General features: G+C 52.7%; 11 protein-coding genes. 7 read left to right on the top strand and 4 right to left on the bottom strand.

All coding sequences use genetic code 11. The annotated features are described in order from the left end of the window. Positions 1-300: 300 nt before the first annotated feature. Complete coding sequence (locus ACGHAD_RS12265; protein ID WP_339617179.1) at positions 301-504, top strand: DUF2788 domain-containing protein; 204 nt, start codon at positions 301-303, stop codon at positions 502-504. Between the two features lie 84 nt (positions 505-588). Next, positions 589-2835 carry a response regulator gene (locus tag ACGHAD_RS12260; protein WP_339617178.1) on the top strand — a complete coding sequence of 749 codons (2247 nt, stop codon included), beginning with the start codon at positions 589-591 and terminating at the stop codon, positions 2833-2835. Between the two features lie 6 nt (positions 2836-2841). Here ACGHAD_RS12260 and xthA read toward each other — a convergent pair whose 3' ends face one another. The 4 genes from xthA to ACGHAD_RS12240 form a co-directional block, all read right to left on the bottom strand. Next, a complete protein-coding gene (gene xthA / locus ACGHAD_RS12255; RefSeq protein ID WP_382418543.1) occupies positions 2842-3654 on the bottom strand; it encodes an exodeoxyribonuclease III in 813 nt (270 codons plus the stop codon). A gap of 79 nt (positions 3655-3733) precedes the next feature. Further along, positions 3734-5893: a carboxy terminal-processing peptidase gene (locus ACGHAD_RS12250; protein ID WP_382418617.1), complete on the bottom strand. Its 2160-nt coding sequence runs from the start codon at positions 5891-5893 to the stop codon at positions 3734-3736. 399 nt (positions 5894-6292) lie between these two features. Next, on the bottom strand, positions 6293-7057 hold the full coding sequence (locus ACGHAD_RS12245; protein ID WP_382418545.1) for an RNA polymerase sigma factor: 765 nt from the start codon (positions 7055-7057) through the stop codon (positions 6293-6295). A gap of 18 nt (positions 7058-7075) precedes the next feature. Next, positions 7076-7711 carry a DoxX family protein gene (locus tag ACGHAD_RS12240; protein WP_382418547.1) on the bottom strand — a complete coding sequence of 212 codons (636 nt, stop codon included), beginning with the start codon at positions 7709-7711 and terminating at the stop codon, positions 7076-7078. 195 nt (positions 7712-7906) lie between these two features. Between ACGHAD_RS12240 and thrS the strand changes: the two genes are divergently transcribed. The 5 genes from thrS to pheS all read left to right on the top strand — a co-directional run bounded on the left by thrS (position 7907) and on the right by pheS (position 12245). Then, positions 7907-9847 carry a threonine--tRNA ligase gene (gene thrS / locus ACGHAD_RS12235; protein WP_339617173.1) on the top strand — a complete coding sequence of 647 codons (1941 nt, stop codon included), beginning with the start codon at positions 7907-7909 and terminating at the stop codon, positions 9845-9847. 20 nt (positions 9848-9867) lie between these two features. After that, positions 9868-10404, top strand: coding sequence for a translation initiation factor IF-3 (gene infC / locus ACGHAD_RS12230; protein WP_339617320.1), 537 nt, complete (start codon positions 9868-9870; stop codon positions 10402-10404). 65 nt (positions 10405-10469) lie between these two features. Continuing rightward, complete coding sequence (gene rpmI, locus ACGHAD_RS12225; RefSeq protein WP_339617172.1) at positions 10470-10667, top strand: 50S ribosomal protein L35; 198 nt, start codon at positions 10470-10472, stop codon at positions 10665-10667. Positions 10668-10699: 32 nt separating this feature from the next. Continuing rightward, on the top strand, positions 10700-11059 hold the full coding sequence (gene rplT, locus ACGHAD_RS12220; protein ID WP_339617171.1) for a 50S ribosomal protein L20: 360 nt from the start codon (positions 10700-10702) through the stop codon (positions 11057-11059). Between the two features lie 148 nt (positions 11060-11207). Continuing rightward, the gene (gene pheS, locus ACGHAD_RS12215; protein ID WP_382418550.1) at positions 11208-12245 is read left to right on the top strand and encodes a phenylalanine--tRNA ligase subunit alpha; all 1038 of its coding nucleotides are present in this window, start codon (positions 11208-11210) and stop codon (positions 12243-12245) included. Positions 12246-12270 lie beyond the last annotated feature (25 nt).

The following is a 12270-nucleotide window of genomic DNA, read 5'->3' as shown; positions in this document are numbered from 1 at the left end:
TGTTAATCCCTCAAGATGGTTGGTTTCTTTCCGGTAAAAACGGCGTACTACAGGCTAGGGGTTTGATTCTTCATTGGTTTTCCCTAGTGGTGCTGCCTGTTATAGGTTTGTTGAGGCAGCGTCATTAGTGTAAAAGACTTTTGCGTGACGCGAAAGCCTAAGCCACAGGCGCTGAGTACTGGCCGGTTCGCTTGATCTGGGCGTCGGTAGTGCGCGGCTGAGGTAACTTGGTTACAATGGCTGTCTTGCCGCGGCATCGACCGCGGTGCTAGTAAATCGAGTTAAGTACGGGTGTTCGCCATGTCGTTTGAGCAGTTTGAAAACTGGTCCCTTGTGTTGGGTGTCGGTGGCTTAATTGCCTTTATGGTGTTTATCGTCTGGGACTTGGCTAAAAAATCCAAAGCGGGTCGTTTTGGTACCTTTATTTTATTCTTGGCGCTCGGTTTGGGTTTGCTAGGCTTTGTGATTAAAACCGTGCTGGTTGAGTACTATATTAACAAGTAGTCACGCGTATCAGGGACAGACCGACAACGGACTGATCCACTAAAAGACCCACGCTCTGAGCGTGAACCTCTATAAAGGCGCTTTATGTTCGAGCTTTTTACGCCGATGTCCAAGGTCCAGAAGGACCGCCAAGTAATCCACGATACCGATGCGCGAGTGGCAAAATACAGCCGCCGGGGTTTGCTGCTCAACTTTTTAGTGTTTGCGTTAAGCTTAGTGTTTGGCGACTTTTTTTATCGTGAAAACAATCTCGCTATTGTGCTTATTACCGGCTTACTGTTGGTAACCTTGCTGCGTAGCTACTACTTGTTTCGCTTTGAAGTCCTTTACTCCCGGGCGCCAAAGCGTTGGCGCACCCAGTATTTTATCGCCTCTTTCCTGGGGGCGATTTGGTGGAGTGTTATTCTCGTCAGCTTGACCTGGGTGTTGGGGATGCGAGAAGAAACGCTCATCATGTGGCTTTATACCGTGGTGTTTTACTCCTCCGTTGCCAATGTGTTTGCGCCTTATATTCGTTTTCTAAAAATCTATTTATTTATTGGGATGATTCCGGCCGCAGTAACGGCGATGGCACTGGCGACGGTCGATGGCTATTTGTATGCCGCCATTATGGTGCTGTTTTATATGATGTTGATACATCAGGCGCGGGTAACTGGCAGTGGTTATTGGCAGCGCTTAGAAGCTAACTTTGTGTTACACGAGCGCGCCCGCGGCCTCGAGAACGAACAAAAAAGCTCTCGTGCGGCGATTGAGCTTAAAAATGAATTTTTGGTCAATCTTGGGCATGAGTTCCGCACGTCACTTAACGATATTCTTGGCACCTTGGCTCTGGTGGATGACGCGGAGCTGTCAGATCGGCAGCGAGACTTGCTGGGTATGGCATCTAAGGCGGGTGAGCGGCAGTTAGATTTGGTGAATAACGTGGTGGACTTCTCTAAGATCACCACTAAAAGCCTTGAGCTTGATGAGTCGGTGTTCGATTTGCGCCGCTTGGTGGCTAAATTGGTGCGGGATTTCTCGTTAGAGGCACACCAACAAGGGGTGGAGCTAAATTATCTGCTTGATCCGGAGTTACCCAGCCGGGTGCGTGGCGATGCGGCGCGCCTGCGGCAAGTAACGGCAACGTTGTTGGGACACGCTATTAAGTTTTCTGTTACCGGCAACGTCTTTATCGAAGTGAGTTATGCGGGCTCTGAGGATGACATGGGTGAGCTGCAAGCGGTTATTAGCGACAGTCATTACCATCGTACCGACGAGGCTAAGGCGGAGGTTGATGAGTCTCGCCTGCAAGAAGCCGAGCAAACCGGCCGGGTGGGCATTGGCCTGGCGATCAGTAAAGGCCTGGCCGAGTGCATGGGTGGTAGTGTGCACTTGCTTAAAACCCCGGCGGGCGGCAACCGGCTGGTGATTAATGTGCGTTTGCAAACGATCAGTCATCAGGGCAAAACCCTGGGCGCCGACCAAAAGCTGAGAGGCAAGCGCCTCCTGCTGGTGGATTTACCAGATCGGGTGGCGCTGGACCTTGAGAGTGAGCTCAATAACTGGGGGGTGCACGCCAATACGGTCTACGGTTATGAGCAAGCGGTTACGCTCATCGACGAAGAGAGCAAAAGCGGCGAGCCCATTGATTTAGTGTTGATTTACAACCGTTTAAACAGCTTTAACGCACTGGCGTTGTCCCGCGAATTGGCCGCCACTGAGACGACCGCTGCGCTTAAGCAGGTGCTGGCGATGAGTGTTTTGCAGCGCGATACCGACGAGGTACAACAACACCTAGAGCATTACCCGCAGGTTAGTTGTTTGGAAAAGCCGGTGATGTACAAGCAACTATATGACGCGGTTTGCCAGCGGTTGTTAAGCTCGCCCAGTGCCGAGGTGCCCAGCGACACGGTACTTGAGCCGGTAGCGCCAGTGTTGGATGTACCCGGAACCCGACGTATTTTGGTGGTGGAGGATCACCGGGTCAATCAAATGGTTGCCTCGGGAATGCTAAAAAAGCTTGGCTGTTATGTTCAGCTAGTGGGCAATGGCCCTGAGGCCGTGGCGATCTTAGAGAAAGAGCGTTTTGATTTGGTGTTGCTTGATAGTGAGCTGCCAGACAATGCGGCCGTCAGCGCCGTGCATAAAATCCGTGAGCATGAAAAAGCCGCTAACAGCCGCCGTGTGCCTATTGTTGGGATGATTCCGGAGTTGACCGACGAGCAGGTCAATCAGCTGTTGGCCGCGGGGTTTGATGATCAGGTGGGTAAACCGCTGCGTTATGAGGCACTGGAAGGGCGCCTGCAGCGCTGGCTGGATATTACTCCGCCACCCTTGCCGGCAGCGGAGTAAATGGGCTTATGTAAACTCGGCCCAAATAGGGCAGTGATCCGAGGGTTTTTCCATCGCCCTTAGCTGGTAATCAATACCGGCGCCAGTGCAGCGCTCGACAAGCGGTTTGGTGGCAAGAATCTGATCGATTCTAAGGCCTCGCTTGGGCTCGCGCTCAAAGCCCCGCGAGCGGTAATCAAACCAGCTATACAAGTCGTCGGCCTCGGGGTGAAGCTGGCGATAGGTATCTAGCAAGCCCCAGTCCATTAAAGTGCTAAGCCACTCGCGCTCTTCGGGTAAAAAGCTGCATTTGCCGGTGCGCAACCAGCGCTTGCGGTTATCCTCACCGATTCCAATGTCTATATCCTGATACGACACATTCACGTCCCCCATCACAATAATGGCATCGCTGGGGCTGTGGTGATCTTGCATGAGTTTGGTTAAATCAGCGTAATATTTTTCTTTGGCCGGAAATTTTAGCGGGTGGTCGCGGCTTTCTCCTTGGGGGAAATACCCGTTATATACCTGTACCTGGCCAATGCCTGGCACCTCGAAGCGCCCGCCGATAAAGCGTCGCTGTGACTCGTCGGTGTCGCCGGGAAACCCCTTAACGGTGTCGATAAACGGATGGCGAGACATTAGAGCGACACCGTAATGTGACTTTTGGCCGTGAAAAGCGACGTGATAGCCCATGTCCTCGATCATTTCTTGGGGGAACTGTTCGTCGTGGACTTTGGTTTCTTGCAGCCCGATAAAGTCAGGGTTGTAAACGTCGATGATCGCCTGAAGTTGATGCGGGCGCGAGCGAATACTGTTGATATTAAACGAGATAGCTTTCATAACGATTAACTGTATTGGTAGGGGTTAAAAAGCACTGCGGCGGCATAGAGCCGCCACAGGTTGCTGGTTGGTAAGGTGCTTAAAAGTTAGCGACTTTGGTGTCGTCTTTCACGTCGTCGGCATTGTTGGTGCCGCGAATAAAATCCAACAAAATATAGCCGGCTTCAGTAAGCAGTGGGTCTTTTGCCGGGTCAATTTTTTTCGGCTCTGCCGCTGCGGCTTCTGCCTCGGCTTCTTTGTCCGGGTCATCACCTTCTTTTATGTCGTCTTCGCTGATGTCGGCGTAGGTTTTGTACGGCTCTAAGCCGCGGGTCTTGCGCCGCTCATTCTCGATGCTTAGCAGTTGTTGCTCGTAGTCTGTTTTTTCTGTCCGCCGAGTTTTCTCGTTGAGCGAGATCTCAGTGCGGTCACTGTTCTTATCAATCAGCGCTTGCTGTTTGCTCAAAAAGATAAAGTCAGGGTCGGTTTTTATGCGCTCGTCGTGACTTTTTTGTATCGCTGGCAGCAGGGCCGCAAGGTCAAAGTAATGGTCGTGTTTCACCTCGTGAATTTGATCCCACGGCAGGGCGTAGTCGTAGCTGCTTTCGCCTACATCTTCAGGGTCAATCATATCTGGCAGGGTGATGTCAGGGACGACCCCTTTGTGTTGCGTGCTGCCACCGGAGACTCGATAAAATTTTGATTCGGTGATTTTTAACTGGCCCGATTGCAGCGGTTGTAGCGATTGCACAGAGCCTTTGCCAAAGCTTTGGCTGCCGACAATAATGCCGCGGCCGTAGTCCTGAATAGCACCGGCAAAAATCTCTGAGGCCGATGCACTCAAGCGGTTAATTAAAATCACGATGGGACCACGAAACACCGCCTTCGAGTGCGAGCGGTAGTTGCGTGAAATCAGCTGATTGGTCTGGCGGATTTGCACCACGGGCCCTTGGTCGATAAAAAGATCCGTTAAGGATGTGGCCTCGTGCAGTGAGCCGCCGCCGTTGTTGCGTAAATCGATAATAATACCGTCTACGTTCTCGGCCGCTAATTCACTGAGTAGGTTAAATACATCACGGGTGGTACTTTTGTAATTGGGGTCGCGTTTGCGGTACGCCTCAAAATCCATGTAAAAAGTCGGGATGTCGATAACACCTAGCTTGTAGCTGTTTTCCTCTGCGTCAGAGAGTTCGAATACAGCTTTTTGCGCCGCCTGCTCTTCGAGTTTAACTTTGTCGCGCTTAATGTTGATCACGTGGGTGGCGGCCCCGGCAGCGGCTTTGCTGGGCAGAACTTCAAGCCGTACCACGCTGTCTTTTTTGCCGCGAATGAGATCGACCACTTCATCTAGGCGCCAGCCGACTACGTCAACCAGCTCGCCCTCTTTGTCTTGTCCTACGGCAACGATGCGGTCGGCGGGTTTTAGCTGCCCTTGTTTGTCGGCGGGGCCAGCGGGAATCAGTCGTACCACTTTGGTGTACTCATCTTCGCTTTGCAGCATGGCACCAATGCCCTCTAGAGAAAGGGACATATTGATGTTGAAATTCTCCAGTGTGCGCGGCGATAAGTAGTTGGTGTGCGGATCGTAGAGCATGGTGAATGCATTGATGACTGCGCTAAACGCGTCCTCACCAGTTTGCTGGCTCATCCGGCGCAGTTGATTTTTGTAGCGCTTGGTCAGCACCTCGCGGGCTTCATCAATGGTTTTGTCGGCTAACACTAAGTTAAGTAAGTCAGCTTTGGTGCGTTTACGCCACAACTCATCGGCCTCGGCGGCGGTGGCGGGCCAGGGTGCCTTTTCGCGGTCGACATTCAGGGTGTCGTTTTCGGTAAAGTCGTACTTGAGTTCATCGTCTTCAAGCTGCTTGAGTGTTTTTTCCAGGCGGGCGCTAATGCGCTCGCGGTAGCGGTCAAAAATCACAAAGCTGGTTTTAAGCTCGCCTTTTTGAAAGTCGTCGTCGAACTTGTCTTGATGCTTGTAAAACTCTTCGATGTCCGCTTTTAAGAAGTAGCTGCGACTCGGGTCGAGCGTGTCGAGGTAGTTCTTTAAGAACTTCTCAGACAGTGCATCATCGATATTTTGATCTCGATAGTGATGTTTATGCAGGGAGCTGACGATCTCGGCCGTGGTTTTACGTTGCTGATCGGTAATTTTGAGCGGTTCGAGGTCGGCCGCCGCAAGGGGCAGGGCCGTTAACAGGCTGATGCCAAGGCCTAGACACAGTGCACCAGCTTTCAAGCGGTGAGACTTACACAACATTTCCAGCATATAACGCTCTCGGTATTCTCTATAACGGATAAAAACTGACCGATAACTCACCGCTCAGATGCAGTGAGAGGGGCAGAAACATAAATATAGACAGCAACATAGCATCATTTGTTCTCTCAGCCCAGTCACTGGGCTGAGGCGGCGGCTAAGGTGGCGGCGGAGCGGCATCTTGACGTTTTATATGCGATAAAACCTCATCGCCTTGCTCGGAGCGCTCTCGGCCCCTCTGCACAAGGGCCGCCAGTTGACGGGCGCTGTGCATGTGGCGCACGAATCGGCGGCAATTGCTACAGAGCATCAAGTGCAGCCGAATTTGTAAGCTTGGCTGGCCCTTGGGGGAATCTCGTTCATCGAGGTAATCACTGGCTCGTTTGGCGACGTCACGGCAGCTTAACATTGGCCAGTCTCCTGATAGTGATCAACCACCTGCAGCAGTGTTAGGCGTGCGCGGTGCAGCAATACCCGGACATTGGCATTGCTGATGGCGAGCAAGTCGGCGATCTCGTCCAATGGGCGCTGCTCTAAATCGCGCAATAAAAAAGCCGCTTTTTGTCGATCGGGCAGTAGCGTTAAGGTTTTATCAATACAGCGCTTTAGCTGCTGCTCCTCCAGCAGCGAATCGGGCGTTTCGCTGTGCCAGCGCGAGGGTTTACTGGCCCAGTGGCCATTGGCTTTGAAGCAGTTGTCGTCAAGGGTGGGGCGCTCAAGCTCCGAGTCATCCAGCGCTACCAGCCGCGATTCACGCCGCAGCCGCGTTTTGGCCTCGTTGCTAACGATACGCGCGGCCCAGGTTTTAAAGCTTGAGCGACCTTCAAAGGTAGTCAGTGAACGGTGTATGGAGATCCAGGCCTCTTGGACGGTGTCCTCGGCGTGGGCATGACCCACAAGGGCTCGTGCCACCGCTAGCAGCAGTGTCTGGTAGCGGTTGATTAGCTCGACTAGCGCCGCCTCACTGCCCTGCTGGGCGGCCGTGACCAGTTGCTCATCCGGGGTGGAGGGATTGATGGTAGCTGTATTTATGGCACTCAAAAGACGCAATTTTTCCTTTTTATCGAGGGTCACTGCGCTGCGAGCTGGGGTGTCGCGCGCGGTGATGGCCCAGCCCCAGTGCTGCTGTAGGGCGCCATTTAGGTCGGTGATTGCGTAATATAACACGGCAATGTGCCTCGGAATCTAGCGCTGTGGTGTGGTGTGCTCTGGAGCGCTCGCAGGCGATAGCCGGCGCTTAATCCAGTAGTCGATGCTTAGGTAGCGGCCGGGGCCGTAAGCGACGAGCGCCAAAAGCATGACCAAGTAGGTGGCGGCAAACTCGATACCATTGTTGAGCACCACAAATTTACCGCTGGAGGTGAGCCAGTCGTATTTGCCGTGCTCTTGTAAAATGCTGGTGGCGCGCGCCAGTTTGGCGGCGGCCTCATCGACCCGGGCGTTGGCAAAAGGAGCGCTCTGATCGGCAATGGCCTGCCAGCCGTGATCGATATGCACTGCAAAAATGGCCACTAGCATGGTCACAATTAAAGGAATAGCGATAGCGCGAGTGGCGAGACCTAACGTAAGTAATAGAGCGCCGATCAGCTCGGCGGCCGTGGCCAGCGCGGCCAAAGCGGCCGGCGCAGGCAAGCCCAGTCCCCAATCGTCATTGCCAAACCATGCGACTGTATCGCCAAAATGGTTTAATTTGCTGGTGCCTGCCATCCAAAATACAGGTGCTAAATACAGCCGCAGGGCAAGCCCTGCGATTACGTCCGTGCGCGCAAGGGCACCGTTAAACGAGTTTGTGGTGTGCAAAAATAGTTCACGTGCGGCCATGTGTCCGTCCTGTCTCTGATTAACAATGCATGCGTTACGGTTAATGACGCGTGAGCCGAGCGAATGTTACAGCGGCGGTGGCGTATTGGCGGCGGGTTTTATATACTGCCGGCCCGAATTTAGATGGGCTTTGCCGAGCCCCGCAATAGCAACAAGTGGCCTTTGGTAGGGGTCACCACTGAGAAAGGATATAACATGCCAGTTATCACGCTTCCCGATGGTTCTACTCGCGAATTCGACCAGCCCGTTACCCTGTTGCAGGTTGCTGAAGATATTGGCCCCGGCTTGGCCAAAGCCACCGTGTGCGGCCGTATTGATGGCGAGCTGGTCGATGCCTGTGAAGTCATTGATCACGACGCCGCTATTAGCTTAATCACCGGACGCGATGACGAGGGCCTTGAGGTCATTCGTCACTCATTTGCTCACTTGGTGGGGCATGCGATTAAGCAGCTGTACCCCGAGGCCAAAATGGCCATTGGGCCGGTGATCGACAACGGCTTTTATTACGATATCGAGTACGAGCGCACCTTGACGCCAGAGGATCTGACGGCGATTGAGAAACGTATTAAAGATCTGATTAAAACCGATTACGACGTCATTAAGAAAATGACGCCGATTGCCGATGCCCGAAAAGTGTTTGACGAGCGCAACGAGAGCTACAAAGTCGAGTTGATTGACGGCCTGATTGCGGCCGGCGAGCAGGCGGTGGGCTTGTACCACCACGAGGAATATGTGGATATGTGCCGCGGTCCTCACGTGCCCAACACCCGTGTGATGCGTCATTTTAAATTGATGCGCGTGTCGGGCGCTTACTGGCGCGGTGATGCCAGCAACACTCAGCTACAGCGTGTGTACGGCACCGCCTGGAACGACAAAAAAGAGCTAAAAGCTTATTTGCACCGCCTAGAAGAGGCGGAAAAGCGCGACCACCGCAAGTTGGCGAAAAAGTTTGATTTGTTCCATATGCAAGAAGAAGCACCGGGTATGGTGTTTTGGCACCCTAAAGGCTGGTCGGTGTACACCGCGATCGAAGAGTACATGCGCAAGGTGCAGCGCGATAATGGTTACCAGGAAATCAAAACCCCCCAGGTGGTGGATCTGAGCCTGTGGAAAAAATCCGGTCACGCCGATAAATTTGGCGACGACATGTTTATGCTCAAGTCGGAAGATCGTGAATTTGCGGTTAAGCCCATGAACTGCCCCTGTCATGTGCAGGTGTTTAATCAGGGGTTGCGCAGTTACCGCGATTTGCCGCTGCGCCTTGCCGAGTTTGGCTCGTGCCACCGCAACGAGGCCTCCGGCTCGCTACACGGTATTATGCGGGTGCGTGGTTTTACTCAGGACGACGCGCATATTTTTTGTACCGAAGCGGCGATTCAGGACGAAGTGGCAGCCTTTACTGACTTGTTGTATCAAGTTTACGCCGACTTTGGTTTTAATGAGGTGATTATTCGCCTCTCGACTCGCCCAGAGCAGCGTGTGGGCAGTGATGAAGATTGGGATCGTGCCGAGCAAGCGCTGGCCGATGCACTGGACGCCAAAGGGCTGGAGTACAAGCTGCTGCCGGGCGAGGGCGCCTTTTATGGTCCCAAGATCGAATTTTCATTAAAAGACTGCCTCGACCGGGTGTGGCAGTGCGGCACGATTCAGGTGGATTTCTCGATGCCGGGCCGGCTTGATGCCCAATATGTGGCCGAAGATGGTTCGCGTCAGGTGCCGGTTATGTTGCACCGTGCTATTCTCGGTTCGTTCGAGCGTTTTATCGGTATTTTGATCGAAAACTACGAGGGCGCGTTTCCCACTTGGTTGGCGCCGGTCCAGGTGATGATTGCCAATATTACGGACAATCAGGCCGATTATGTGCAAAAAGTCGAAAAAACCCTCGCAAATAATGGCTTTAGGGCACTTTCGGACTTGAGAAACGAGAAAATCGGCTTTAAAATCCGCGAGCACACAATACAGCGGGTTCCGTATCTCTTGGTCATCGGTGACAAAGAGGTCGAATCCAACCAAGTCGCCGTCCGTACCCGTGACGGTCAAGATTTGGGCGCAATGAGTCTGGAAGCCTTCAGTGAACACCTGAGCGCCGATATCGCGAATCGTAGTCGCGTGGCAGCATCCGACTCGCAAGATTAATCAAATAGGAGAAAGACACTATCAAACGAGATAACGCTAAAGGCAAATCCAAGAAAGCCCGTATTAACGACCAAATTGAGGCGAGCGAGGTTCGCTTAATTGGTGCCGACGGAGAGCAAGTGGGGATTGTCCCACTGGATGAGGCCTTAAAAATCGCCCAAGATGCGTCATTGGATCTGGTCGAGATAGCGGCTGATAGTACGCCAATAGTTTGTAAAATCATGGACTATGGCAAGCACCTGTTTGAGATTAAAAAGACCAAAGCAGCTGCCAAGAAGAAACAAAAGCAGCAGCAGATTAAAGAAATGAAGTTTCGTCCAGGGACGGAAGATGGAGATTATCAGGTCAAACTACGCAACCTGATACGTTTCCTTGAAAACGGGGACAAGGCCAAGGTATCGCTTCGGTACCGCGGTCGTGAAATGGCTCACCAGGAACTCGGGATGGACGTGATGCTACGCATCGAGAAAGACCTTGAGGAACTGGCAACAGTGGAACAACGGCCTAAAATGGAAGGTCGCCAACTGATTATGGTCATGGCCCCGAGAAAGAGATAGTGGCTGGGCTTTTAGCTGCCTTAGTGACTAAATATTAATGTTATTGCAAATGCGGAGTTTATCTCATGGCAACAAAAGCTAAAGTACACAGTGGCGCCGCCAAGCGCTTTAAAAAGACTGCGGCCGGTTACAAGCACAAACACGCAAACAAGAGCCACATCCTTACCAAAATGACCACTAAGCGCAAGCGTCAACTGCGTGGCACCAGCATTATCAATGCGGTAGATGCCCCAGCAATTGATCGTATGCTTCGCGCCAAGTAATTGGTTTAATTTCGGATAATTAGGAGTTTATTATGGCCCGTGTTAAACGTGGTGTAGAGGCGCGTCGTCGTCACAAGAAAGTTTTAAAAGCAGCAAAAGGCTACTACGGTGCTCGTTCACGAGTTTTCCGTGTTGCCAAGCAAGCCGTTATCAAAGCAGGTCAGTACGCTTATCGCGACCGTCGCGTTAATAAGCGTAACTTCCGCGCTTTGTGGATCACTCGTATCAACGCTCAGTCTCGCGCTGAAGGCATGACTTACAGCCAGCTAATTGCCGGTTTGAAGAAAGCCAGCATCGCTCTGGACCGTCGTGTACTGGCTGATCTGGCGGTTTACGACAAAGCAGCTTTTGCTGCGGTAGTGGCTCAGGCTAAATCAGCTCTGGCTGCTTAAGTACCGCTTGCAGGCTCGGGCCGTTATAGCCTGAGCTGCCAAGTGCTAAAGGGGAGGGCTGTTATGGGCCTCCCCTTTTTTATCTGCGCTATTTGATGTTCGCTGTGCCTGCACACGGCGGTTCACACGCTAAATACTGGAATTTGCGATGGAAAATCTCGCTGCGCTGACTGAACAAGCGCTCAAATTAGTCGATAACGCTGAAGATCTGGCGGCGCTGGACAAAGTCCGCGTCGAGTATCTGGGCAAAAAAGGCAGCATCAGTGCTCAGGCTAAAATGTTGGGCAAGCTCTCTGCTGATGAGCGCCCCAAAGCCGGCGCCTTGATCAACGAGGCCAAGCAGCAGGTACAAGATCGTATTAATGCGGTTAAAGCTCAGTTTGAGCGGGCGGCGATTGAAGCCAAGCTCGCTGATGAGACCATTGATGTCACGCTGCCCGGCCGGGCTAACGGCCTTGGTGGTTTGCACCCAGTGACCCGCACCCTCGATCGTATTGCCGAGATCTTTGCCCAAGTGGGCTACGAGGTGGCCGAAGGGCCCGAGATCGAAGACGATCACCACAATTTTGAGGCGCTGAATATCCCCGCACATCACCCCGCGCGCGCCATGCACGACACTTTTTACGTCGATGAAAAGCCTTTTGCCACCAGCGGTGGTAGCTATGTGCTGCGCACTCATACTTCTCCTGTGCAAGTGCGGGTGATGGAAACCGACGAGCCGCCGATTCGGATTATTTGCCCGGGTCGGGTATATCGCTGCGACTCGGATTTAACCCACACACCCATGTTCCACCAGGTGGAAGGTTTGGTGGTGGACAAAAATATCAGCTTTGCCGACCTAAAAGGTACGGTGGATCAGTTTTTAAAAGCCTTTTTTGAGGTGGATGCCCCCGTGCGTTTTCGCCCGTCCTACTTCCCGTTTACCGAACCTTCGGCCGAGGTGGACATAGGTTGTACTCAGTGTCACGGCGATGGCTGCCGGGTGTGCAAGCACACCGGTTGGATTGAGATTATGGGCTGCGGCATGGTGCACCCCAATGTCTTTAAAGCCTCGGGAATTGATCCAGAGGTGTACTCGGGCTTTGCGTTTGGTATCGGCGTCGAACGAATGGCGATGTTGCGCTACGGCGTAAACGATTTGCGTCTGTTTTTTGAAAACGACGTAAAGTTTTTGCAGCAGTTTTAATCCATCGATACGCCGCTTAAGTCAT

The organism is Gilvimarinus japonicus, from assembly GCF_042847215.1.
Taxonomy (GTDB): domain Bacteria; phylum Pseudomonadota; class Gammaproteobacteria; order Pseudomonadales; family Cellvibrionaceae; genus Gilvimarinus; species Gilvimarinus japonicus.
The sequence above is the reverse complement of the archived record's forward strand: the minus strand, read 5'-3'. Positions and strand labels throughout refer to the sequence as shown.

Bases quoted from the DNA above. Each gene is read 5' to 3' on its own strand.
- ACGHAD_RS12265 (WP_339617179.1), top strand. From the start codon at position 301: ATGTCGTTTGAGCAGTTTGAAAACTGGTCCCTTGTGTTGGGTGTCGGT.
- ACGHAD_RS12260 (WP_339617178.1), top strand. From the start codon at position 589: ATGTTCGAGCTTTTTACGCCGATGTCCAAGGTCCAGAAGGACCGCCAA.
- xthA (WP_382418543.1), bottom strand. From the start codon at position 3,654: ATGAAAGCTATCTCGTTTAATATCAACAGTATTCGCTCGCGCCCGCAT.
- ACGHAD_RS12250 (WP_382418617.1), bottom strand. From the start codon at position 5,893: ATGTTGTGTAAGTCTCACCGCTTGAAAGCTGGTGCACTGTGTCTAGGC.
- ACGHAD_RS12240 (WP_382418547.1), bottom strand. From the start codon at position 7,711: ATGGCCGCACGTGAACTATTTTTGCACACCACAAACTCGTTTAACGGT.
- thrS (WP_339617173.1), top strand. From the start codon at position 7,907: ATGCCAGTTATCACGCTTCCCGATGGTTCTACTCGCGAATTCGACCAG.
- rpmI (WP_339617172.1), top strand. From the start codon at position 10,470: ATGGCAACAAAAGCTAAAGTACACAGTGGCGCCGCCAAGCGCTTTAAA.
- rplT (WP_339617171.1), top strand. From the start codon at position 10,700: ATGGCCCGTGTTAAACGTGGTGTAGAGGCGCGTCGTCGTCACAAGAAA.
- pheS (WP_382418550.1), top strand. From the start codon at position 11,208: ATGGAAAATCTCGCTGCGCTGACTGAACAAGCGCTCAAATTAGTCGAT.